At 69.7% G+C, this 23,578-nt stretch carries 21 protein-coding genes; 7 read left to right on the forward strand and 14 right to left on the reverse strand.

The annotated features are described in order from the left end of the window. Positions 1 to 57 precede the first annotated feature (57 nt). From rpsG to ACZ63E_RS11885, 3 genes are all read right to left on the reverse strand, one after another. Positions 58 to 528, reverse strand: coding sequence for a 30S ribosomal protein S7 (rpsG, locus tag ACZ63E_RS11875; protein WP_003102106.1), 471 nt, complete (start codon positions 526 to 528; stop codon positions 58 to 60). Next, positions 528 to 902, reverse strand: coding sequence for a 30S ribosomal protein S12 (rpsL, locus tag ACZ63E_RS11880; protein WP_003102113.1), 375 nt, complete (start codon positions 900 to 902; stop codon positions 528 to 530). The genes rpsG and rpsL overlap by 1 nt, the downstream gene beginning before the upstream one ends. A 451-nt stretch (positions 903 to 1,353) precedes the next feature. Next, the gene (locus ACZ63E_RS11885) at positions 1,354 to 1,509 is read right to left on the reverse strand and encodes a hypothetical protein (RefSeq protein WP_465335949.1); all 156 of its coding nucleotides are present in this window, start codon (positions 1,507 to 1,509) and stop codon (positions 1,354 to 1,356) included. A gap of 166 nt (positions 1,510 to 1,675) precedes the next feature. On the opposite strand from ACZ63E_RS11885, the gene ACZ63E_RS11890 reads away from it, so the two are divergent. From ACZ63E_RS11890 to ACZ63E_RS11905, 4 genes are read left to right on the forward strand one after another with little or no spacing between them, the layout of a single operon-like run. Then, entirely contained in the window at positions 1,676 to 2,224 is a 549-nt protein-coding gene (locus ACZ63E_RS11890; RefSeq protein ID WP_465335950.1) for a YbaB/EbfC family nucleoid-associated protein, read from the forward strand. After that, entirely contained in the window at positions 2,224 to 2,571 is a 348-nt protein-coding gene (locus ACZ63E_RS11895) for a hypothetical protein (protein WP_465335951.1), read from the forward strand. Before ACZ63E_RS11890 ends, ACZ63E_RS11895 begins: the two co-directional genes overlap by 1 nt. Before the next feature lie 11 nt (positions 2,572 to 2,582). Next, positions 2,583 to 3,809 (forward strand): hypothetical protein, encoded by a 1,227-nt coding sequence (locus tag ACZ63E_RS11900; RefSeq protein ID WP_465335952.1) that lies wholly within the window; start codon positions 2,583 to 2,585, stop codon positions 3,807 to 3,809. A 2-nt stretch (positions 3,810 to 3,811) separates the two neighbouring features. Next, on the forward strand, positions 3,812 to 4,426 hold the full coding sequence (locus ACZ63E_RS11905; protein WP_465335953.1) for a hypothetical protein: 615 nt from the start codon (positions 3,812 to 3,814) through the stop codon (positions 4,424 to 4,426). 2 nt (positions 4,427 to 4,428) lie between these two features. Here ACZ63E_RS11905 and ACZ63E_RS11910 read toward each other — a convergent pair whose 3' ends face one another. Next, positions 4,429 to 4,653 (reverse strand): hypothetical protein, encoded by a 225-nt coding sequence (locus tag ACZ63E_RS11910; protein WP_465308650.1) that lies wholly within the window; start codon positions 4,651 to 4,653, stop codon positions 4,429 to 4,431. A gap of 58 nt (positions 4,654 to 4,711) precedes the next feature. Between ACZ63E_RS11910 and ACZ63E_RS11915 the strand changes: the two genes are divergently transcribed. After that, entirely contained in the window at positions 4,712 to 5,191 is a 480-nt protein-coding gene (locus ACZ63E_RS11915; RefSeq protein ID WP_465335954.1) for a GNAT family N-acetyltransferase, read from the forward strand. Between the two features lie 102 nt (positions 5,192 to 5,293). Here ACZ63E_RS11915 and ACZ63E_RS11920 read toward each other — a convergent pair whose 3' ends face one another. The 6 genes from ACZ63E_RS11920 to ACZ63E_RS11945 form a co-directional block, all read right to left on the reverse strand. Beyond that, positions 5,294 to 5,524, reverse strand: a complete 231-nt coding sequence (locus ACZ63E_RS11920; RefSeq protein ID WP_465335955.1) for a hypothetical protein — start codon at positions 5,522 to 5,524, stop codon at positions 5,294 to 5,296. Positions 5,525 to 5,541: 17 nt separating this feature from the next. Then, positions 5,542 to 5,748: a hypothetical protein gene (locus ACZ63E_RS11925; RefSeq protein ID WP_465335956.1), complete on the reverse strand. Its 207-nt coding sequence runs from the start codon at positions 5,746 to 5,748 to the stop codon at positions 5,542 to 5,544. A 26-nt stretch (positions 5,749 to 5,774) separates the two neighbouring features. Then, a complete protein-coding gene (locus ACZ63E_RS11930; protein ID WP_465335957.1) occupies positions 5,775 to 7,460 on the reverse strand; it encodes a hypothetical protein in 1,686 nt (561 codons plus the stop codon). A 72-nt stretch (positions 7,461 to 7,532) separates the two neighbouring features. After that, on the reverse strand, positions 7,533 to 9,380 hold the full coding sequence (locus ACZ63E_RS11935) for a hypothetical protein (RefSeq protein ID WP_465335958.1): 1,848 nt from the start codon (positions 9,378 to 9,380) through the stop codon (positions 7,533 to 7,535). Positions 9,381 to 9,679: 299 nt separating this feature from the next. Beyond that, the gene (locus ACZ63E_RS11940) at positions 9,680 to 10,321 is read right to left on the reverse strand and encodes a zinc ribbon domain-containing protein (RefSeq protein WP_465335959.1); all 642 of its coding nucleotides are present in this window, start codon (positions 10,319 to 10,321) and stop codon (positions 9,680 to 9,682) included. Positions 10,322 to 10,382: 61 nt separating this feature from the next. Then, on the reverse strand, positions 10,383 to 11,555 hold the full coding sequence (locus ACZ63E_RS11945) for an MFS transporter (protein WP_465335960.1): 1,173 nt from the start codon (positions 11,553 to 11,555) through the stop codon (positions 10,383 to 10,385). Between the two features lie 95 nt (positions 11,556 to 11,650). On the opposite strand from ACZ63E_RS11945, the gene ACZ63E_RS11950 reads away from it, so the two are divergent. Together ACZ63E_RS11950 and ACZ63E_RS11955 are read left to right on the forward strand one after the other, a co-directional pair. After that, the gene (locus tag ACZ63E_RS11950) at positions 11,651 to 12,151 is read left to right on the forward strand and encodes an Lrp/AsnC family transcriptional regulator (RefSeq protein ID WP_465335961.1); all 501 of its coding nucleotides are present in this window, start codon (positions 11,651 to 11,653) and stop codon (positions 12,149 to 12,151) included. Positions 12,152 to 12,198: 47 nt separating this feature from the next. Continuing rightward, positions 12,199 to 12,975 (forward strand): M15 family metallopeptidase, encoded by a 777-nt coding sequence (locus tag ACZ63E_RS11955; RefSeq protein ID WP_465335962.1) that lies wholly within the window; start codon positions 12,199 to 12,201, stop codon positions 12,973 to 12,975. Here ACZ63E_RS11955 and ACZ63E_RS11960 read toward each other — a convergent pair. From ACZ63E_RS11960 to ACZ63E_RS11975, 4 genes are all read right to left on the reverse strand, one after another. After that, positions 12,953 to 14,437: an SdrD B-like domain-containing protein gene (locus ACZ63E_RS11960; protein ID WP_465335963.1), complete on the reverse strand. Its 1,485-nt coding sequence runs from the start codon at positions 14,435 to 14,437 to the stop codon at positions 12,953 to 12,955. The genes ACZ63E_RS11955 and ACZ63E_RS11960 overlap by 23 nt on opposite strands. A gap of 95 nt (positions 14,438 to 14,532) precedes the next feature. Further along, positions 14,533 to 18,444 carry a DNA-directed RNA polymerase subunit beta' gene (locus ACZ63E_RS11965; RefSeq protein ID WP_465335964.1) on the reverse strand — a complete coding sequence of 1,304 codons (3,912 nt, stop codon included), beginning with the start codon at positions 18,442 to 18,444 and terminating at the stop codon, positions 14,533 to 14,535. 93 nt (positions 18,445 to 18,537) lie between these two features. Then, positions 18,538 to 22,041, reverse strand: coding sequence for a DNA-directed RNA polymerase subunit beta (gene rpoB / locus ACZ63E_RS11970; RefSeq protein WP_465335965.1), 3,504 nt, complete (start codon positions 22,039 to 22,041; stop codon positions 18,538 to 18,540). A gap of 831 nt (positions 22,042 to 22,872) precedes the next feature. Continuing rightward, complete coding sequence (locus ACZ63E_RS11975) at positions 22,873 to 23,577, reverse strand: ESX secretion-associated protein EspG (RefSeq protein WP_465335966.1); 705 nt, start codon at positions 23,575 to 23,577, stop codon at positions 22,873 to 22,875. Position 23,578 lies beyond the last annotated feature (1 nt).

Here is a 23,578-nt window from a genome sequence, read left to right on the forward strand (position 1 = left end):
GTTCCCCTGTTCTCAAGCTTGGGGCCCGGCATGGCTTGGTCGACAGCCGGGCGATGATCACCAGCGGTAGTGTGCGAAGGCCCGGTTGGACTCGGCCATCTTGTGCGTGTCTTCGCGACGCTTCACGGAGGCACCGAGGCCGTTGGAAGCGTCCAGGAGCTCGTTCTGCAGGCGCTCGATCATCGTCTTCTCGCGGCGAGCCTGCGAGAAGGAGACCAGCCAGCGCAGCGCCAGGGTGGTGGAGCGGCCCGGCTTGACCTCGATCGGCACCTGGTAGGTGGCGCCACCGACGCGGCGGCTCTTCACCTCGATGGTGGGCTTCACGTTGTCGAGGGCGCGCTTCAGCGTGACGACCGGGTCGGTGCCCGTCTTCTCGCGAGCGCCTTCGAGCGCGCCGTAGACGATGCGCTCGGCCAGGGACCGCTTGCCGTCCTTCAGCACCTTGTTCACCAGCTGGGTGACCAGCGGGGAGGCGTAGACGGGGTCGGAGATCAGCGGCCGCTTCGGGGCCGGACCCTTGCGGGGCATTAGCTCTTCTCCTTCTTCGCGCCGTACCGGCTGCGCGCCTGCTTGCGGTTCTTGACACCCTGCGTGTCGAGGGAACCGCGGATGATCTTGTAACGGACACCCGGAAGGTCCTTCACACGACCACCGCGCACGAGCACCATCGAGTGCTCCTGCAGGTTGTGGCCCTCACCGGGGATGTAGGCGGTGACCTCGATGCCGCTGGTCAGCTTCACACGCGCGACCTTGCGCAGCGCCGAGTTCGGCTTCTTGGGGGTCGTGGTGTACACGCGAGTGCACACGCCACGCCGCTGCGGGCTCCCCTTGAGGGCCGCGGTCTTCTGCTTGGCAGCCTTGTCCTGGCGGCCCTTGCGGACCAGCTGCTGGATCGTGGGCAATGGACCAGCTTCCTGTCGTGATCTGCTTCTTCGTGTCTTCACCGGCCCCCGCGGTCGGGCGTGTCGGCCCGCGTCACGGTCTGACGACCGGTAACTTCCCGGAGGGATTTTCCGTCGGAACCCCGACCTGCCGAAGCCGGTGACCGGGTGCCTGAGCACCCCGCCCATGCCGCACGGCACGCGGAGCGGCCCGACGCCTGCCGGGCACGGTCTCCAAAGATACCCGCCGGGGTTCGGGACGAACGCGGCGGGGGGTCCGAAGAGCGGCGAACCTCCAGCGTACCGCTGAACGCCGCCCCCGCGCGGGACATTCCACCGGGCGGCGGACAACCGGACGGGCACGACCGGAGACCGGTCGCCTTTCCTTCAACACAGCGCCGCCGTCCGTCATTCCCGCGGCGGACCAGGCCGGTCCGCGCACCCGGGCGGGCGCGCGAGCCGGCCCCGTGAATCAGTCCTCGTCGGGCTTCGCGTGGTCCGGCTTGCCCGGGTTCGGGTCGCGCGAGAGGTCGATCAGCGGGTGCACCGCGGCTCCCTCGGGCGCAGCGTGGCTGCCGGTCGACTTCGGTTCTTCGTCGGGCCGCTCGGCCCCTTCGCTGCTGCTCATCACGCACTCCTAGCGCTCTTCCCCGTGCTTCCCCTTGCGGGCGCAACCTACCCATTACCCGGTCGGGTGACGCAGTGGGATCGGATCGTCCGTTCCGTGCGTCACACTGTCGCCGAGGGGTCACGATGGGTGGGCCACGCACCGGGCGAACGGAGGGGAACAGGGCATGTCGGCCGAGTTCGAGCAGCTGGTGACCGAGTACGAGCGGTTCCAGGCGAGCGTGCGGAACGTCGACGACCGGTTCGCCGGCCTCGGCGCGATGCGGCAGCAGCTGACCGAGCTCCAGGCGAGAGTCTCTTCACCGGACGGCGGCGTGACGGTCGTCACCGGGCCCGGCGGAGCGGTCCTGGACGTCAAGTTCACCGACGCCGCGCTCGCCAAGGGCGCGCAGGCGCTGTCCGCGACCGTGCTGGCGACGCTGCGGGAAGCCGTCGGCGAGGCGGCCCGGCGGCAGGCGGTGATCGTCCAGGAGGCCATGGGCGACGACCTCGGCCTGGTCGACCAGGTCCTGGAGACCCAGGCCGCGGCGTTCGGAACCACCGTCGAGGAAATGCGGTCGAAGCTCGCGGAGGAAACCCCGAAGCCGCCCGCCCCGCCCGAGGACTTCTCGGAACAGCGGGTGCTGCGCCAGGCGGACGCCCCGGCCCCGCCGCCGGCGCCGCCCGCCAGCGCGGGTGACAGCTTCCTCCGCACCCTGTTCGACGAGGAGGACTGATGCCCGACGGAGCCGGCGGTTACCAGGTCGAGGTGGACGCGCTGCACAAGTACGTCGGCGACCTGGGCAAGTACCAGGACCAGGGCGCCAAGATCACCGAGAAGGCCGGCCAGTCCGACGTCGGCGACAAGTCGTGGGGCGTCGTCGGCGTCTTCACCAAGGGCGGCTACGACGACACCCTGCGCGAGCTGCGGGAGCTGCTCGGGTCGCTCGCGGAGGGGCTGACCTCGGCGCAGGCGAAGCTCACCGACGCGGCGAACGTCTACCAAGGCGTCGAAGACGACCACAAGACCTTCTTCGGCCAGATCGAGGTCCTCCTCGACGGCCCCGGCAAGAACCAGCACTGAGGGGGACGGGCATGGCAGAGGTGGCGGACGTCGCCGGCGGGATCACCGTCAAGTCCGACGACCCGAACACGGTGCTCGGGGTCAACGTCGACAACGCCGTCAAGGCGACACCGTTCGTCGGCAGCGCGGTCACCGTCGGCAAGGACGCCGTCTCGGTGAAGAAGGCCGTGTTCGCGCCCCAGAAGGACGGCGCGGACATCACGCTGGCGCTGGGCACCATCGCGACCGACACGGCGGGCTTCATCCAGTCGAGCTCGAGCACCATCACCGACATCGCGATCGACCCGCTCGGCTGGCTGGTCGGGCAAGGCCTCAACTTCCTCATCACGGCCGTCCAGCCGATCCAGGACGCGATCCACTTCGTCAGCGGTGACGGCCCGGCGCTGGGCGTCGCGGCGGAGAACTTCGGGGCGATCGCGACCGGGCTGGACCAGCTGGCCCAGAACTTCGCCGACGTGACCGAAGACGCGCTGAAGAACTGGCAGGGCGACGCGGGCAACGCGGCGAAGACGGCGCTCGGCGAGTTCGGCCACGGCATCGAAGGCGTCGCCGGGAAGTCCGGTGACCTCGCGAAGATGCTGCAGCTCAACAGCATGCTGATGAGCTTCGTCGAGGACCTGATCAAGGCGATCCTGACCGAGTTCGTCACCTGGCTGATCCTGTTGTGGGTGCCGGCGCTGGCGGCCGCGGTGCCGACCTGCGGCGCCTCGCTCTCGGCCGCGGCGCCGGTGTCCGAGGTCAAGGCGGCCGAGACCACTGCGAAGACCACGCAGAAGGTGTCGAAGCTGCGTCAGCTCCTGCAGAAGGTGCTCGACTGGCTGAAGAAGCTGCAGGCGAAGCTCGCCGAGACGAAGCTCGGCAAGTCGCTCACGAAGATCGCGCAGGAGAACGAGGGCAAGGACCTCCTCCAGAAAGCCGCCGGGGACAAGGGTTTCATCGGTAAACGCTGGGCGAAGGCGTTCGAAAACCCGGTCCTCGACGCCGCCGGCAAGGTCGACTACCAGAAGACGATGCTCAAGGCCGGCGCGACCGAAGCCCTGAAGAAGGGCGGCGAAGCGGCGGTCAAGGGCGTGCTCGGGTACAACCCGGCCAACCCCGGCGACAACCCGGCCAAGACGGTGAACGACCACCTCGGCAAGCTCAACAGCCACGTCAAGAACGCGAAGAAGACGAGCGACTACGACGGCACGGGCCGCGACCAGTCAGCCGACGAGACCCGAGAAGACCTGGACTTCTGACGGTGGAGACGCTCTTCACGATCGGCCTGCTCGTCGTGGTGGCCGCGATCGCCGCCGCGATCTGGTGGCGGTCGCACAAGAAGTTCGTCGCGAGCCGCGAGGAGCACTGGTTCAAGGCGTTCGCGACCGAGCGCGGCGGCACGTTCCACAGCGGCTCCGGCGGGGGCCCGGCGCCGGCGTTCGGCGTGGTGCACCCGACCGGGCGGCCGCTGGCGGACTGGCCGCAGGAGACCTGGGTCGGCTTCCGCGCCGGCGACCGCGCGGCGATCGCGATCGACACCCAGGAGCCGTACCGGCACTTCGACGACCACACGTACTTCCGCGACGTCCACGTCACGCAGGTCCAGGTGCCGCCGAGCCCGGAGCTGCGGATCGTGCCCGGCGGGACGGTGTCCATGCCGACCCTGCCGCCGGACTCGCGGCTGGAGGCGGAGGTGGCCCGCTGGCTCGCGGCGAACCCGCGGTTCGCGCGGCGGGACGTCGTCGTCGAGCACGGCGCCGCGCGCACCTGGGGCCAGGGCTGCGCGACCCGGGAGAACGTCCTCGCCGAGGCCGGTTACCTCGCCGAGCTGGCCGACGCCCTGCCCGCGGCGTTGTGGGAGCACTCGCCACGCTGAGATCAGCGCCGCCGGGTGGTCAGGTGGGTGAGGCCCGCCGAGAGCGCGAACACCAGGCCGAGGCCGACGATGTACGGCCCGGCCAGCAGGGCGAACCCGGCGCCGATGTTGGCGTCCGGCTGGTCGGACGTCGCCCGGAAGCCGATCGCGCCCACCGACAGCAGGACCGCGCCCACCGTGATCAGCAGGACGGCCACCACCGTGAGGCGCTTCGTGACAGTCGTCATGTCCTCATGGTGCCCGGGGCCGGGCGAATTCGCTGGACAGCGTCCCCAGGATGGGGGCGTGGAGTGGACCATCACCGAAGTGCCGGTCGAGCACCCGGACGCCGTCGCGGTCATGCGCGAATACATGGACGAAGTCGCGTCGCGGTACTTCGGCCGGCCGATCACCGAAGCCGAGCTCACGCGGTACGTGGCCGAGGAGCCCGGCACCGACCTGGCCGCCCCGACCGGGGCATTCCTGCTCGGCCGCTGGGACGGCGTCCTCGCCGGCTGTGTCGGCACCCGCGTGGTCGCCTCGGGGATCACCGAGCTCACCAAGATGTACGTCAAGCCCGCCCACCGCGGCTCGGGCGCCGCACCGCGGCTGGTGGCGGCGGCCGAAGCGGCGGCCCGGCGGCTCGGGTCGTCGCTCATGCGGCTCGACACCCGCCACGACCTCGTCGAGGCCCGCACGCTCTACACGAAGACCGGGTACGCCGAGGTCGAGCCCTTCAACAACGGGCAGTTCGCCGAGCACTGGTTCGCGAAGGCGCTCAGCTGAGCCGTCCGGTGCACACGGCGACGACCGCCGCGATCGCGATCACCGCGATGCCGAACCCACCGACGAGAACGGCGGCCCCTCGGGCGAGGGGCCGCCGACGGGTCAGAAGGAGGGCAGGAGCTTGCCCGGCACACCGTTCACCGACTGGATCAGGCCGAGCACCGGCACACCCAGCGGCGCGAACGTCCAGATGTTGTTCAGGCCGCTCGTGTCCGGCTCGTCGACCACCACCACCCCGGGGGTGTCGGCGGCGATGGCGGGCGCGGCCGCGCCGAACAGGGCAGCGCCGGCGAGGAGAGCGGCACCGGCAGCGCGGACGAGGTTCTTCTTCATGGTTTTCGCCTTCCGGTTCAGGAAACTGCGGTGATGAGGTCGAAGACGGGCGCGAGCAGGCCGACCGGCTGGCCGACCGGCCCGAGCACACCGCCGAGGTCGACACCGGGCACGAGCCAGACCGAGCCGTCGGTCGGGTCGGCACTCGCGACCCCGGCGGCGAGGCCGGTGAACACCGTCGCCGCGGCGAGCGGCAGCAGGAGGCGGGCAGCTAGACGTTTCATGCGTTTTCCTTTCCTTCACAGGGTTTTCAGCGCAGAACCGACGTGATCGGCACGATGGTTCCGTCGGGCACCCACTGGCCCGCGTAGTCGCGGTCCATCACCATCCCGGTGGCGTGGGGTTCGGTCGGGTACATCGGCATGGCGTTGACCTGGGCGGCGGCGAAGATCTGCACGTCGTGGGCTGCGTCGTCGGCGCCCCGCCAGGCCCGGAAGCCGCCGAGGGTCGGGCTTTCGCCGCCGAAGCGGTCGCCGACCGCGACGGCGTACCCGACCGCGGTCGCTTCCCGCGGGTCGAACCGCAGCGGCAGGGACGCGCTCGCCACGGCGTTGACGATCGGCCCGTTGAGCAGCCACGGCGCGAGGTAGAGCCCGTACTGGTGGGTGGGCTCGAGGCGCTGCAACTCGGCCGCGCGGGTCATCGCCGTGTAGCCGGCGGCCCAGCCGGAGACGACGACGAGCGCGGTGTCGGGCCCGGCGTCCGGCCGCACGGCCAGCCCGGTCCGCGCCGCCGTCTCGCGCACCAGCTTCGCCGCCGCGACGCCGCGCGGGGAGCCGTCCTCGACGAGCGTGAGCGCCGACGGTTTCCGCCCGGCGAGGAACTCGACGAGCTTGACCAGCGCACCGCCGTCCTCCGGGGTCAGCGTGTCGGACGGGCACGACGTCAGCACGTCGGCGCGGCCGGTGACCAGGCCGCCGAGCGCCGCGCCCGCGCACTCCGGCGCGTCGGCGTCGCCGATCGACGGGCCGGGGCTCTCCCCCGCGTCGACCCCGACGACCGTTGTGGTGTCCCCACGGCGGATTTCGAGGTCACTGCGGCCGGGCGGCAGGTCGACGTCGGCCCAGGTGCCTTCGGCGCCGGGCCGGGCGACGGCCTTCGTGACCAGGCCGCCGCGGACCCCGGCGGAGAGGTCGTCCCCCGCGCTCGCCGGGAAGTGGACGAGGTTGTGCCCCGGCCGTTGCGGGCTGACCAGCACCGGGAACCCCGGCTCGGCGGCCAGCAGCGGCACCCCCGGGACGGGCAGCGGCGGTGACGCCGGGATCGCGCCCAGCGCGGTCCACGCGAGGAACCCGAGCGCGACCCCGGCCACGCCGAACCGGTACGCGCGACCCTTGACCAGCCCGGCGAGCACGCTCACCGCGAGCGGCAGGACCACGACGGCGAGGACCGCCAGCCCGAAGAGCGTCGTGTAGAGGCGCCGGTCGAAACCGAGGCCGGACACGGCGAACCGCACCGCACCCGCCAGGACCAGCAGGCCACCGAGGGTGAGAGCCAGCGGGCCCGGCCGGATCGACGACGTCGGGACCGGCCCGTGCAGCGCGAAGCCGAACCACACGGCGGCGCCGGCGACGAACACCGTGTCGATCGCGAACTCGATGCCGGTGCCGCCGAGCGACGTCTCCAGCACGACGAGCGCCAGCAGCGCGGCCGACGTCCAGCGGGTGGCCCGCGGGAAGACCGGCACCGCCACCGCGAGCACGACGTGGATCGCCAGCGCGACGACGGTGATGTCGACCGCGAACGACGACACCACCGCGAGCAGCGCCGACACCCCGCCGAGGACGTACAGCGTGCGCTGTGGCCGCTGCCCCGGCGGGCGAAGCAGGCCGCCGCCGGCGAGGAACGCCGTCGCGAGCAGCAACGCCAGTCTCAGCAAGAGGGCGAAAGCGTCCACAGTGGACGAGCCCGTCGGCGCGGGGTGGTCGTGGTTCATCAAGGGCTCCTCGGTGCAAGTTGTCGTGAGTGTTTAGGGCGGCTAGAACCGCCCTAAACACTCACGACGGCGTTACTTGATGTCCGCGTCCGCGACGACGAACAGCTCGGAGTGCGGCTTGGCGTTGCCGAAGTCCCCGTGCGGCCACGACTTGCGGTTGAAGTTGATGCCGACCTGCCCGGTGAACTCGTCGCGGAAGTTCGAGTCGACCGCGAGCTTCCCGTCCGGCCCGATGTCCAGCAGGTTGACCTTGTGGTCACCGTCCAAACCGGACCGGGCGACGAAGTAGTTCGACACCGCGAGGTGCTGCGGCGTGTCGGTTTCGTGGTAGAAACCGTCACTGCCGAGCGCCCAGTTGTCGTAGGCGCCCCAGTGCGGGCCCGCGCCCGGCGTGCCCGGGTTGATCGGCGCCGCACCGACGACGGTCGGCAGGTCGCCACCCCCGCCCTGCTGCGCCTTCGCCTTGGTGTCGACCCGGCCCTGGATGTCCTCGACCTTGTCCCCCGCGGCGAGCAGCTTCCGGATGTCGAGGACGTAGACACCGCCGGTGGTGCCGGGGTCGTCGGCCGAGAGGGTGCCCTTCTGCCGCCCGACGATCGCGCGGTAGAGGTACTTGTCGTCCGGGCTGGTCTGGATCCAGCCGCCGTTGGAGCTGGCGCCGTTCGAGTCGTTGTTCGGGTAGATCGCCTTGTTGGCGGCGCCGTCGTCGAACACCTCGATCCAGTGCGGCTCGGCCGCGGTGATGTCCGGCGTGTAGAAGACCGCGCCGCCTTGCATGGTCTGGGCGAAGGCGCCCTTGTGCCCCGGCAGGTTCGTCACGGTCGTCTCCATGACCGCGCGGCTCTCGGCGTGCAGCGGGTCGGCCGGATCGGCGCGCGGGCCGTCCTGCAGGTACGACACCGACTTCAGCTTCGGGTGGTTGCGGTCGGCGATGTCCCAGGTCCGCACGGTCGGCCGGCGCAGGTACGGCGACGGCTGCTTCACCGGGTCGAGGATGATGTTGCGGGGCTCGGCGTAGTCGCTGGTGACGAGCGTGTTCAGGTCCTCGCGGGCCTGGATGCCGTGCGGGTTGGCGCACGTCGGCTTGCCCAGCTGCGGCAGGTTGTCGCAGAGCTTCTGGTTGTCACCCTGCGGGGTCGCCGCCGGGGACTCCGAGAGCACCTGCGCGTTCTGTCCGAAGTGGACAACCTCGCCGGGGCTGCCCGCGAAGCCGTTGCCGATCTGTGTGGAGCCGTCGGCGTAGGCGTGCGGGCCGGGGACGACCGGGCCGCCCATGTAAGTGCCGTACGCGGTGCCGTCCTTGAGCACCCAGTAGGCGTCCGGGACGCTGCCGCCGAGGGTGTTGGTCGGCAGGCTGACGCCCTTGAGCTTCAGCTGCGGCAGCGCGCTGACGTCGAAGGCGTACGTCGCGGCGGCGAACAGGGCGCCCGCGTAGATCGTGTCGCCCTTGTGCCACACGTACTGCATGTGGTGCGGCTCGTTCTCGACCAGCGGGCCGACGGTCGCGGTGTTTACGACCTTGCCGTACGTCGGCGAACCCTGCGTCGCGTCGATCACGGCGAGGAAGTCCGGGCCGGGCAAGGCGTTCTTGATCTTGTTGAGCCCACCGCTGAGCGTGCCCGGCAGGTTCTTCACGTCCTTGACGAGCGTGTCGGCGATGTTCTCGTCCCCGGCCCAGACCAGCAGCCACTTCTTGGGCGTACCGCTTTCGGCGCGGGCGAGGTCCTTCGTCACCAGGTGGTTCTGGACCCAGTACTGCTTGCCGTCGGACGCGGTCTTCGCGTCGGTGACGGTCTGGACGTCGGCGTACGCGCCGGTGGCCGAACCGGTGTAGGTGACGGCGCCGACCGCGAGGGCGAGTGCCGCGGCGCCGGTCACCACCTTTCGCCACCGGCCGGGGCGCAACGGGGTAGGTCGCATGGTTCTCCCACTTCTTTGACACGAACGAAAACCGTTGGGGCACAACGGAAAGCTGATGTCAGCAGATCCGGACGGGATATTCGCGCCAAGCGGGCAAAGCGTCCAGTCGTGATCAAAGAATGAGATTCACGCCGATCGGGTCAAATTCCCACCACGTGGGCCGAATTGACGGCTTTCACTGAGCCGAACGAGTGATGGGCCAATCGGAGGTGTCACAATTGGTCACAATGGCGCAGCCCCGGCGCCTGAACGCCGGGGCTGCTGGTTATGAATTCGTTATGAAGTGCCGGGAACTCCGGTCAGAGTTTGGCGCCGCAGTCCGAGCAGAACATCGCGCCGGGCTTGTTGGTCTCACTGCCGCAGCCGCCGCAACCGACCTTCAGCGCCAGCGCCGTGCCGCAGGAGGAGCAGAACTTCCCGCCGTCGGCCTTCAGGCCGCAGCCCGGGCAGCTCACCTTGGCGCGGGTGTCGACGTCGAGGCCCGCCGTCCAGTCCTTCTCGCGGGCCTTCTCCCAGATCTGGTCGCGCTGGGCGGCGGCCTGCGCGCGCGAGATCTCCTCCGGGACGCTCGGCGAGCACCGCAGGCACTGGCCGATGTCCTCGTTCCAGCACTGGTCGTGGCACATCCAGTCGCCGCAGCCGCGGCACTGGCGGAAGCTCGGGGTGATCTCCTTGACCGCGGCCGCCAGCGCGCGGTCCTTCGCGGGCGAGTTGGTCGCGCGGTCGTAGCGCCACTGGTCGGCCGAGTTGCTCAGGTCCCGCAGCGTCCCGCCGAAGAACGAGCCGACCGTGCGAAGCACGCTTCGCCCGGTTTCCATGTTGTCGCGCTGGAACGCGGAACGGAAACCGTTCCCGCAGCGTTCGCAGCGGAACTCGAACTGGTACCCCTGCGTGTTGGAGAGGTCCGAGAAGTTGTCCGTGAAGGGCACAGAGTCAGCCACGGCCCATCTTCGCCAGCGCACCGCGGCCTCGGCGACGAGAGATTTGCCGACAACGGCTCGGCTACCGGACGTGACGAGAACCCAGCAGGGCCAACGGAAGCAGCGCCAGCACACCGCCGACGACCACGACGAGCGCGTACCCGCCGCCGGCAAACAGTTGTCCCGACCCCAAACCGGCCAAAGCGGACGCGGACCAGACCACCGAGTCGACGGTGCCCTGCAACCGGCTGCGCGTCTCCGGCGCGAGGTCGCGGCTCAGCTGCGCGCTGCCGCCGACGAACACGAGGTTCCAGCCGTACCCCAGCAGGAACAACGCGACCGGCAGCCCGGAGGTGTGGGCCGTCGGCGCGGCGAGCGCGGTCGCCGTCGACAACGCCAGCACACCGAGGCCCGCGTTGATCGTGACGCGCGGGCCCCAGCGGTCGGCGATCCGGCCGGACAGCGGCGCCAGCGCGAACATGCCGAACAGGTGCGCGCCCAGCACCCAGCCGACGACGTCGAGGCCGTGCCCGTGGTCCTGCAGCTGCAACGGCGTCATCGTCATCACCGCGACCATCGTCAGCTGCGCGGCGACCATCGCGACCAGCGGCCGCGCGACGCCGGTCGCGCGCACCGGCGCGGCCACCGGCTTCTCCCGCGGGGGCGGGACGTGCCGCGGGAGGCACGCGGCCGCCAGTGCCGCACCCGCCGTGGTCAGCACGGCGACCGCGACCGGCCCGGACAGCGCCGGCCAGCCGAAGCCGGTGGCGACGTCCGCCGCCGGGGCCATCAGCGCCGGTCCGGCGAGCGCGCCGATCGTCCCGGCCCAGACGACGTTCGACAGCGCGCGGCCCCGGCGTTCCTCCGGGTAGAGGTCCGCGGCCAGGTAGCGCGACAGCTGCGCGCCGCCGTTGCCGAGGCCGACCAGCAGGATGCCGAGCAGCAGCGGCACCAGCGACGTCGTCAGCGCGCCGGCGAATGCGATCAGCGCACCGGCCGCGGCGACGCCGTAACCGGCGGCCAGCACCCGGCGGCGGCCCTGGCCCGGCAGCAGCAGTCCCGCGCCGAACGCGCCGGCGGCCGTGCCCAGCACGTTCGCGACGCTCGGCAGGCCGCTCCAGCCCGGCCCGCTGCCCGCGGCGACGATCAGCGTCGCCGCGGTGCTCAGGCCGACCGTTGCCGTGTTGAGCAGCGCGACGCCCGCGAACAGCGCGCCCATCGACCGGGTCCGGCCGGTCACCGTCAAAGTCCCCATGACCAGCAACTTTAGGAACTCCCGGCGATCTTTCGAAGGGCCCGTCAACGGCAAATCCGTCGCCACGGCCGCACTTCGGAAGGAAGATGGGGCCCATGACCTTCCGTTCGGAAAAGCCGCTGGACGACGTCGACTGGCGGCTGCTGGACCTGCTGCAGGCCGACGGGAGGCTCTCGTTCAAGGAGCTGGGCCGGCGGATCAACCTCTCGGCGCCGGCGGTGGCCGAGCGGGTGCGGCGGCTGGAGGAGACCGGGGTGATCACCGGCTACCGCGCCCAGGTGGACGCGCGGCAGGCGGGCCAGCCGCTGCAGGCGTTCGTCGAGATGCGGTGCGCGCTGAGCAGCTGCCTGCTCAAGACCTCGAAGTCCGAGGACTACCCCGAGGTGGTGGAGATCCACCGGCTCAGCGGCGACCACTGCACGATGCTCAAGATCCGCGCGGCGTCCTTGGAGCACTTCGAGGGCCTGCTCGAACGCCTCGGGACCCACGGTGAGCTGCGGTCGTCGGTGGTGCTGTCCACGCAGTACGAGGGCCGGCCGGTCGAGCGCCCGTCGAAGGACTACCTCCGGGCGACGACCTCCGAAGGCTGGTCTTGACCGGTTGGCGGCTGCTTGTCCGGCGCCGGGGCTGATAAACGAGAGGGATGCCGATCTTCCGTGCGCTGGCCGTCACCCTCACCACCCTGGCCACCCTCGTCCTTCCCGGCACCGCGCAGGCCGCGCCGCGGGCCGCTCCCGCCGAGTTCGTCGCGCTGTCCGACGTCGCGCCGTCGATCCTGCAGGACATCCGCTACGCCACCCGGCACAACTTCGTCGGCCGGCGGGTCGACGGGTACCTCGAACCCACCTGCATCCTGACCCGGCAGGCCGCCGAAGGCCTGCGGAAGGCGCAGGCCCGGCTGGTCCGGCAGGGGTACACGCTCAAGGTGTACGACTGCTACCGCCCGCAGCGCGCCGTCGACCACTTCGTGCGGTGGGCGAAGGACCTCGACGACGAGAAGATGAAGGCGGAGTTCTACCCGAACGTCGCCAAGGACCGGCTCTTCGAGGACGGGTACATCGCCGAAAAGTCCGGGCACAGCCGCGGCAGCACCATGGACCTGACGCTGGTCAAGCTCCCACCGCGGTTCCAGCGGCCGTACTTCCCGGGTGAGCCGCTCAAGCCGTGCTTCGCCCCGCGGGGCCAGCGCTTCCCCGACAACACGGTCGACATGGGCACCGGCTACGACTGCTTCGACCCGCTGGCCCACACCGACAACCCGGCGATCACCGGCGTCGCCCGGACGAACCGCGACCTGCTGCGCACCGCGATGTCCGGGTTCCACAACCTGCCCGAGGAGTGGTGGCACTACACCCTGGACAACGAGCCGTTCCCGGACACCTACTTCGACTTCCCGGTCAGCCGTCACAGCCTGCGCTGAAACGCGAAGGCGCCAGGGCGACCGCGGCGAGCGCGCCGATGCCGAGGACGTCCACCCCGGTGCTGGCCAGCCCGCCCCCGCTCTCACCGCCACCGGAGCCACCCGCGGCACCGGTCGTCGACGTCGGGGCGCCGGCGCCGCAGTCCGCGGGGTTCACCGGCACGACCGGCAGCGGCGCGTCGCCCTCTTCGGCGTCGATCACCACCTGGTTGGTGTGGTCGGCCGGGCCGAAGACGGTGATCGAGGCCGGGTTCTCGTACTTGATCTTCCAGCCCTTCGGCGGCAGGAAGTACAGCCGGTACTCGGGCCCGGGCACGACGTCGTGGAACTCGAAGTGCCCGTTCGCGTCGGTCGTCTGCTCCCCGGTGACCGGACAGTGCTGGTCGGACACCAGCACGACCTTGACCCCGGCGACACCTTGCTTCTCGCCGCGGACGGCCACATCACCCGTGACGGTGGCCTTGGCGCCCGGAACCGCCGCCTGGTCCGAAGCCCGCACCCGGTTGTCGGGGTCGACGCCGCGATACCCGAAATCACAGGCCGCCATGACAAAACCGCTGTTGAAGGCGGCCGCCGGCACCGTCTCGGACACGTCGACCGTGCGGGTCTGCCCGGGCGCGATCGTCACCCCGCCCGCGGCGAGGTCACCCCACCCCGGACCCCGGCCGCTGAGGATGTAGTCGTTTCCGACCTGGTTGCACTCGGCCACGATGCCGGTGAGCGGGATCGGGCCGGAGTTGGACAGCGTCACGGTGACGTGCGCGAGGTCACCGGCCTTGTAGGTGTCCTGGGTGAAGGCCATCGTCGCCTTGAGCGCGCCGTTCAGCGGCGGCGCCCTGCGGACGACCAGCTTGGTGTCCAGGCCGACCTGCACGGTCTCGAAGGGGAACAGCCAGCCGTCGATCACCTCGCCGCCGAGGACGTACTCCCCGGCCGGGACGTCGCCGAAGTTGAGGGCACCGCTCTCGTCGCTCGTGGCTTTGTAGCTGAGGTTCCGGTGCTGGAGGGTGACGGTGACGCTCTTCAGCTCTTCCCCTCGGTCGAGCCGGCCGTCGCCGTTGCGGTCGCCGTACACGACACCGCGCACCTTCGCGTGGTCCTGGCTGATGTCCTGGATCTGCCCGACGACGTCCCGTTCGAAGGTCTGCCCCGGCTGCAACGTCACCCCGGGTTTCTGGCTGAGCGGCCCCCAGCCGTCGAGGAACGGGACCACCAGGTCATCCGGGTTGAAGACCTGCGTGATCTGCAGACCCTCCACCGGGACGCTGCGGGTGTTCGTGATCTTGATGCTGAAGTGGACGTCCTCGTCGGTCGGGTACGACGGCTTGAAGCCGAACGGCGCCTCCGATGTGGACGGAGCGGTGGCGGTCGGCTCCTCCTGAGCCCCGGCCGGTGCCGCGAAAACGCCGGTCACGGCCGACGCGGTGGCGAGCGCGGCGACGTAGCGCGTGAACCCGATCAATCTAGCGGGGTGCGCAATCGTTTGAGGTGACAGTTGCGAAACGGGAAAGGCCCCCGCCGGAAACCCGGCAGGGGCCTTTCCTGTCAAAAACTTCGTCAGCGGAAGTCGCGGCCGAAGTCGTAGTCGTCCAGCGGAACCGCGGCACCGGTGCCCGTACCGAACACGTCCGGGGTGTAGTAGCCGTCGTCGTAGGACGGGATCGCGTACGCCGCGACCCGGGCCTCTTCCGTCGGCTGCACCTGGATGTTGCGGTACTTGTTGATGCCCGTGCCGGCCGGGATCAGCTTACCGATGATCACGTTCTCCTTGAGGCCCACGAGCCGGTCCGAGCGGCCGTTGATGGCCGCGTCGGTCAGGACGCGCGTGGTCTCCTGGAACGACGCCGCCGACAGCCACGAGTCCGTGGTGAGCGACGCCTTCGTGATCCCCATCAGCACCGGACGACCCGAAGCCGGCTCGCCGCCCTCGGCGACCGCGGCCCGGTTCGTCGCCTCGAACTTGGTCCGCTCGGGCAGCTCGCCCGGCAGGAAGTCCGTGGCACCGGAGTCGATGATCGTCACCCGGCGCAGCATCTGCCGGACGATGACCTCGATGTGCTTGTCGTGGATCGACACACCCTGCGCCCGGTACACCTTCTGGACCTCGTCCGTCAGGTGCATCTGCGCCTCGCGCGGCCCCATGACCCGCAGGACCTCGTGCGGGTCCGGCGTGCCTTCGAGCAGCTGCTGACCGACGTTGACGTGGTCACCGTCGCCCAGCGGGCCGTTCGGGGTGTTCGCGAGCCGCTGACGCTTGGACAGCTTGTCGAAGACGATCTCTTCGCCGCCGTCGTCCGGGATCAGCGTGATCTTCCAGAACCGCTCGCTTTCCTCGATGCGCACGCGGCCATCGACGTCGGCGATCGGCGCCTTGCCCTTCGGGACACGAGCCTCGAAGAGCTCCTGCACACGGGGCAGACCGGTCGTGATGTCGTCACCGGCGACACCACCCTGGTGGAACGTACGCATCGTCAGCTGCGTGCCCGGCTCACCGATCGACTGGGCCGCGACGATACCCACGGCCTCGCCGACGTCGACGAGCTGACCGGTCGCCATCGAGCGGCCGTAGCAGGTCGCGCAGATGCCGACGGCCGACTCGCAGGTCAGCACCGAGCGGACCTTGACCTTCGAGATGCCGCTGGAGAGCAGCTTGTCGAGGGCCGGGTCGCCGATGTCGTCACCGGCGTTCAGCACGACGTTGCCCTTGGCGTCGACCGCGTCCGTCGCGAGGTTCCGCGCGTACACCGAGGTCTCGACGTGCTGGTCGCGCAGCACCTTGCCGTCGCCGATGTCCTCGCCGATCGGCATCATGATGCCGCGCGTGGTGCCGCAGTCGATCTCGCGGACGATGACGTCCTGCGAGACGTCCACCAGACGCCGGGTCAGGTAACCCGAGTCCGCGGTCCGCAGCGCCGTGTCCGCCAGGCCCTTCCGGGCACCGTGCGTCGCAATGAAGTACTCCGCCACCGACAGGCCTTCACGGAAGTTGGCCTTGATCGGACGCGGGATGTACTCACCCTTCGGGTTGGACACCAGGCCACGCATGCCGGCCAGGGACCGGACCTGCGTCATGTTGCCCGCCGCGCCCGACTTCACGATCATGGCGATCGGGTTGTCGTCCGGCAGCGCCGTCTCCATGATCTTGTGGACCTCTTCGGTGGCCTGCGTCCACACCTTGACGAGCTCGTTGTTGCGCTCGGTGTGCGACAGCTGACCACGCTGGTAGCGCTTCTCCACCTGGGAGGCCTTGCCCTCGTACTCGTCGAGGATGGCGGCCTTGCCCACCGGGGTGAGCACGTCCGAGATGGCGACGGTGACACCCGAGCGGGTCGCCCAGTAGAACCCGGCGTCCTTCAGGCGGTCGAGCGTCTGCGCGACCTGCGTCATCGAGTACCGCTCGGCGAGGTCGTTCACGATCGCGGCCTGCCGCTTCTTCGGCATCGGCTCGTTGATGAACGGGTAGTCCGCCGGCAGCAGCTCGTTGAACAGCACGCGGCCCAGGGTCGTCTCGGCCAGCCACGCCTTGCCCGGCTCCCAGCCCTTCTCCGCGAGCGCCGCTTCGTCGGCCTTGGCCGGCTGGCGGTCGATGACGCGGATCTTGATCGGGGCGTGCAGGCCCAGCGCCTTGCGGTCGAAGGCCATGATGGCCTCGGCCGGCGACGAGTACGCGTTGCCCGCGCCCTCGGCCTGCTCGTTGAGGCGGGTCAGGTGGAACAGACCCGTCACCATGTCCAGCCGCGGCATGGCGAGCGGACGGCCCGACGCCGGCGAGAGGATGTTGTTCGCCGACAGCATCAGGATCCGGGCCTCGGCCTGCGCCTCGGCCGACAGCGGCAGGTGCACCGCCATCTGGTCACCGTCGAAGTCCGCGTTGAACGCCTCGCAGACCAGCGGGTGCAGCTGGATGGCCTTGCCCTCGACCAGCTGCGGCTCGAAGGCCTGGATGCCGAGGCGGTGCAGGGTCGGCGCGCGGTTCAGCATCACCGGGTGGCCGGTGATGACCTCTTCCAGCACGTCCCACACCTGCGGCCGCGAGCGCTCCACCATCCGCTTGGCGGACTTGATGTTCTGCGCGTGGTTCAGGTCGACCAGCCGCTTCATGACGAACGGCTTGAACAGCTCGAGCGCCATGTCCTTCGGCAGACCGCACTGGTGCAGCTTCAGCTGCGGGCCGACGATGATGACCGAACGGCCCGAGTAGTCGACGCGCTTGCCGAGCAGGTTCTGGCGGAACCGGCCCTGCTTGCCCTTGAGCAGGTCGGACAGCGACTTCAGCGGCCGGTTGCCCGGGCCGGTGACCGGACGCCCGCGGCGGCCGTTGTCGAACAGCGCGTCGACGGCCTCCTGCAGCATCCGCTTCTCGTTGTTGACGATGATCTCGGGCGCGCCGAGGTCGATCAGCCGCTTGAGGCGGTTGTTGCGGTTGATCACGCGGCGGTACAGGTCGTTCAGGTCGGAGGTCGCGAAGCGGCCACCGTCCAGCTGCACCATCGGACGCAGGTCCGGCGGGATCACCGGGACGGCGTCGAGCACCATGCCGCGCGGGTCGTTGCCGGTGGCCTGGAACGCCGCGACGACCTTGAGCCGCTTCAGCGCGCGGAGCTTCTTCTGCCCCTTGCCGTTGCGGATCGTGTCGCGCAGGTTGTCGGCCTCGGCGCTGACGTCGAACTCGGTGGCCAGCTTCTGGATGGCCTCCGCGCCCATGCCGCCGGTGAAGTACTCGCCGTAGCGGTCGACGAGCTCGCGGTAGAGCAGCTCGTCGGCGATCAGCTGACGGGTGTCGAGCTTCGTGAAGGTCGTCCAGACCTCCTCGAGGCGGTCCAGCTCGCGACCGGCGCGGTCACGCAGCTGGCGCATCTCGCGCTCGCCGCCCTCCTTGACCTTGCGGCGGACGTCGGACTTGGCGCCCTCCGCCTCCAGCTCGGCCAGGTCGGCTTCCAGCTTCTGCGCGCGGGTCTCGATGTCCGCGTCGCGCTTGGTCTCGAGGTTCTTGCGCTCGACGCCGATCTCGTTCTCGAGGGTCGGCAGGTCGTTGTGGCGCAGCTCCGTGTTCACGCCCGTGATGACGTAAGCAGCGAAGTAGATGATCTTCTCGAGGTCCTTCGGCGCCAGGTCCAGCAGGTAGCCGAGGCGCGAGGGAACACCCTTGAAGTACCAGATGTGGGTGACCGGGGCGGCCAGCTCGATGTGGCCCATCCGCTCGCGGCGCACCTTGGCGCGAGTCACCTCGACGCCGCAGCGCTCACAGATGATGCCCTTGAAGCGGACGCGCTTGTACTTGCCGCAGTAGCACTCCCAGTCCCGGGTCGGACCGAAGATCTTCTCGCAGAAGAGGCCGTCCTTCTCGGGCTTGAGCGTCCGGTAGTTGATGGTCTCCGGCTTCTTGACCTCGCCGAAGGACCACTGACGGATGTCGTCGGCCGTGGCGAGACCAATGCGGAGCTCATCGAAAAAGTTGACGTCCAGCACGTCTAGATCCCCTTGGGGTTGTTTCGGCTAGAGAGGGGGGCGGGCGAGCGAGGGGGCCCTGCGGGAGGCCGGTCCCCCTCGCTCAGCTCGCGATCAGTGCACGACGTCGTCCACCGAGGGCGACTCGTTGCGGGACAGGTTGATGCCGAGGTTCGCCGCGGCGCGCTCGAGGTCCTCGTCGTCGGAGTCGCGCATCTCGATCGCCGCGCCGTCGCTGGAGAGCACCTCGACGTTGAGGCACAGCGACTGGAGCTCCTTGAGGAGCACCTTGAACGACTCCGGGATGCCCGGCTCGGGGATGTTCTCCCCCTTGACGATGGCCTCGTACACCTTGACGCGGCCGACCACGTCGTCCGACTTGATCGTCAGCAGCTCCTGCAGCGTGTAGGCAGCGCCGTACGCCTGCATCGCCCAGCACTCCATCTCACCGAAGCGCTGGCCACCGAACTGCGCCTTACCACCCAGCGGCTGCTGCGTGATCATCGAGTACGGACCGGTGGAGCGGGCGTGGATCTTGTCGTCGACCAGGTGGTGCAGCTTCAGGATGTACATGTAGCCGACCGCGACCGGGTACGGGTACGGCTCGCCGGAACGGCCGTCCAGCAGGGTCGCCTTGCCGTTCTCCTTGACCATGCGCTCGCCGTCGCGGTTCGGCTTGGTCGCCCCGAGCAGCCCGGTGAGCTCCTCCTCCTTCGCGCCGTCGAACACCGGGGTCGCGGTGTTCGTGTTCGGCGCGACGTCGTAGAGCTCCTCGTTGAGGTTCTTCGCCCAGTCGGGGTCGCCCTCGATCGTCCAGCCCTGCGAGGCCAGCCAGCCCAGGTGCAGCTCGAGGATCTGGCCGATGTTCATCCGTCGCGGCACACCGTGGGTGTTCAGGATGATGTCGACCGGGGTGCCGTCCTCCATGAACGGCATGTCCTCGACCGGCAGGATCTTGCCGATGACACCCTTGTTGCCGTGCCGGCCGGCGAGCTTGTCGCCCGGCTGGATCTTGCGCTTCTGGGCCACGTAGACGCGGACCAGCTCGTTGACGCCCGGGGGCAGCTCGTCGTCGTCCTCGCGCGAGAACACGCGGATGCCGATGACCTTGCCGGTCTCGCCGTGCGGCACCTTCAGCGAGGTGTCGCGGACTTCGCGGGCCTTCTCGCCGAAGATCGCGCGCAGCAGGCGCTCTTCCGGCGTCAGCTCGGTCTCGCCCTTCGGCGTGACCTTGCCGACCAGGATGTCGCCGTCGCGGACCTCGGCGCCGATGCGGATGATGCCGCGCTCGTCGAGGTCGGCCAGGACCTCCTCGGAGACGTTCGGGATGTCCCGGGTGATCTCCTCGGCGCCCAGCTTCGTGTCGCGGGCGTCGATCTCGTGCTCCTCGATGTGGATCGACGTCAAGACGTCGTCCTGCACCAGGCGCTCCGAGAGGATGATCGCGTCCTCGTAGTTGTGGCCCTCCCACGGCATGACCGCGACGAGCAGGTTCTTGCCGAGCGCCATCTCACCGTTTTCGGTGGACGGGCCGTCGGCGATGACCTGCCCCTGCTCGACCCGGTCGCCCTCGTTGACGATCGGGCGGTGGTTGAAGCAGGTGCCGTGGTTCGAGCGGCGGAACTTGTACAGTCCGTAGCTCTTCCGCGTGCCGTCGTCGTGCATGATCGTGATCAGGTCCGCCGAGAGCTCCTCGACGATGCCGGCCTGCTCGGCGACGAGCACGTCACCGGCGTCGACCGCGGCGCGCAGCTCCACACCCGTGCCCACGTACGGGGCCTGGTTGCGCAGCAGCGGCACGGCCTGGCGCTGCATGTTCGCACCCATCAGGGCGCGGTTCGCGTCGTCGTGCTCGAGGAACGGGATCATCGCGGTCGCGACCGAGACCATCTGCCGCGGCGAGACGTCCATGTAGTCGATGTCGAGCGGGTCGATCAGCTCGACCTCGCCGCCCTTGCGGCGGGCCATGACCCGGTCTTCGACGAAGGTGCCGTCGTCCGAGATCGGCGCGTTGGCCTGGGCCTTGACGTACCGGTCCTCTTCGTCCGCGGTCAGGTAGTCGACCTGGTCGGTGACCCGGCCCTCGACGACCTTGCGGTACGGCGTCTCGATGAAGCCGAACGGGTTGACCCGCGCGTAGGAGCAGAGCGAGCCGATCAGGCCGATGTTCGGGCCTTCCGGCGTCTCGATCGGGCACATCCGGCCGTAGTGCGACGGGTGGACGTCCCGGACCTCCATGCCGGCGCGCTCACGGGACAGACCACCCGGGCCGAGGGCCGACAGACGACGCTTGTGCGTCAGGCCCGACAGCGGGTTGTTCTGGTCCATGAACTGCGACAGCTGCGAGGTGCCGAAGAACTCCTTGATCGCCGCGCCGATCGGGCGGATGTTGATCAGGGTCTGCGGCGTGATCGCCTCGACGTCCTGCGTGGTCATGCGCTCGCGCACGACCCGCTCGGTGCGGGAGAGGCCGACCCGGATCTGGTTCTGGATCAGCTCGCCGACCGTGCGCAGGCGCCGGTTGCCGAAGTGGTCGATGTCGTCGGTCTCGACCGGGATCTCGGTGCCGTTCTGCGCGTCGAGCTTGTCCTCGCCGGCGTGCAGCCGGACCAGGTACTCGATCGTCGTGACGATGTCCTCTTCGGTCAGCGTCCCGGTGTCGTACGGCGTGTCGAGGCCCAGCTTCTTGTTGACCTTGTACCGGCCGACCTTGGCCAGGTCGTAGCGCTTCGCCTTGAAGAACAGGTTCTCCAGCAGGGTCTGCGCGCTCTCCTTCGTGGGCGGCTCGCCCGGGCGCAGCTTGCGGTAGATGTCGAGCAGCGCCTCGTCGGTGCCGGCGGTGTGGTCCTTCTCGAGGGTCGCCAGCAGCGTCTCCGAGAAGGAGAAGCGCTCGCGGATCGCCTCGGTGGTCCAGCCCAGCGCCTTCAGCAGCACGGTGACCGGCTGGCGGCGCTTGCGGTCGATGCGGACGCCGACGGTGTCGCGCTTGTCGACGTCGAACTCGAGCCACGCGCCGCGGCTCGGGATCACGCGGACGCTGAAGACGTCCTTGTCGGTCGTCTTGTCGACGTCCTTCGAGTAGTAGACGCCCGGCGAGCGGACCAGCTGGGACACGACGACACGCTCGGTGCCGTTGATGATGAACGTGCCCTTGTCGGTCATGACCGGGAAGTCGCCCAGGAAGACCGTCTGGCTCTTGATCTCGCCCGTGTTGTTGTTGACGAACTCCGCCGTGACGAACAGCGGGGCCGCGTACGTCATGTCCTTGTCCTTGCACTCCTCGATCGAGGCCTTGACCTCGTCGAAGCGCGGGGCGGAGAAGGACAGGGACATCGAGCCGGAGAAGTCCTCGATCGGGGAGATCTCGTTCAGGACCTCTTCGAGGCCGCCGACCGGGTTTTCTTCACCTTCTTCGACACGGCGTTCGAACCACGCTTCGTCCCCGGTGAACCACTGGAACGACTGGATCTGGACGTCGAGCAGGTTGGGGGTGCTGAGCGGTTCGCGAATCTTTGCGAAGGAAACCCGCTTGGGCGCGCCGGGGATTCCCGTGGACTCCGAGCGAGATTCAGCCGAGGTGGTCGCAGCAGTGGCCTGGTTCGCGGGAGAGACTGCCAAGATGCGTCCTTCCGGGGACAATGAGCGGTGACGGCCGCCATAGCAACAGCTATCAGCGACTGTCAAGGGTGCCGTGTGCCCACTATCCTAACTACCGGCTCCGGGCAGCCTGAAAGAGGGCAGCGCAAAGAGGCAGTCTAGCCCGAACGGCGCGGTCTGTCCAGGGGGCGCTCCAGATGGGGCCCAGCCTGCATCGCGACGTCTTCAGGTATGCCTCCAGGCGACCCGGTTTTCCCTCCCGCAAGGGCTGCCGGTTTCGCCGTCGGGAGTAAGCGTGAACCCACCGGGCGCGAGAGTCAAGATGCCACACGGGGGTCGGCCCGGTTGGCGCAGCGTGGAAGAGGGTCAGCGGAGCGTGAGCGGCCGAATATACTTCCAGCTACCGGCCGGTAGCGCCAGCAGTAGGGCTTGGACCTGGGGGTTTCTTTGGTGTTGATCTTGGTGGGGGTGTGTGCCAGCCCACTTCCGGCGGCACCGGTTTCGGCCGGCGGTGGGGTGTGGTGGCGGTTTGGGTGAGCGGGTTTCGGGGGGCGCGGGGTGTGTCACATGTGCACCGGGCGTCGCAGGTGTCCCGGGCCGGCCGACCCGCCAGGCGCCTCGGCGAGATAGCGGAACGCAATCGGCCGGTCGCACGCCGACGGCAAGGTCAGATTGGGCTGGCACGCCCCCGACAGCGGCTCGAGAAGCCCCTGACGGCCCGGGCACGGCACCGGCGGTGGCAGGCCAAGTCGGAGAGACGCCGGCCGGTCGGCCTGCCGCCCCGGCCCCGAGGGCCGGGGCCACTACAGCTCTCGCGAGCGAGCCGGACGGCAAGGGTTCGCCGGGGCCGCGTCAGCTCAGTTCGTGATACAGCTCGGCCAGCTTGGCGAGCAACACACTGCCGGACCCGCCGACGGCCGTCACGTACCGGCCGTCCGGGGAGCGATGGCCGAGCCAACGGCCTTGTTCGATGTCGACGAACGTCACCGGTTCGCTGCGCCGGTGCCCGCGCCGGTCCCGGACGCCGGCGGTGAGCTGCCCGCCCGCGAAGCGGGGACGCTTGAAGATCGCCGCGACGCGCGCCGCCTGACCGTGGGGTTCTCCCGCGGTCAGGTCCGCGACCGGCACCGAATAGGACACGGAGCGCGCGGGCGGGTGCTCGGGCAGCTCCCGGGCGACGACGCGGGCCAGCGCCTCCGGGCGGGCGGGCCGGAGCAGGAACCGCCCTTCCCGAGGCAGATAGCAGGCGAAGGCTCCGTCCCGGCGGCCCGCGCCTGCGTGCAGCCGGTAGCCGAGTTCCGTGGTCTGCACATAAGCGGACAGCTCGGCCGGCGCACGACAGAGCAGGCGCAGGCTCTCTTCGAGGTCTTCGGCCGGTTCGCCGCGGTCGAGCAGTCCTTCGGCGGCCAAGTCCTCGCGCGCGGCGCGGGTGCGGTCTTCTTCGGCTTCCGGGCTCCGCCACACCGGCGCGGGTGCGAGCACGGCGGGGAGCGTGAGACCGAGCCGTCCGGCCGCCCAGTGGACGCTGGCCGCGTCGAGCGCGACCTCGCGGTTCACC

Source organism: Amycolatopsis sp. NPDC104819 (assembly GCF_055583145.1).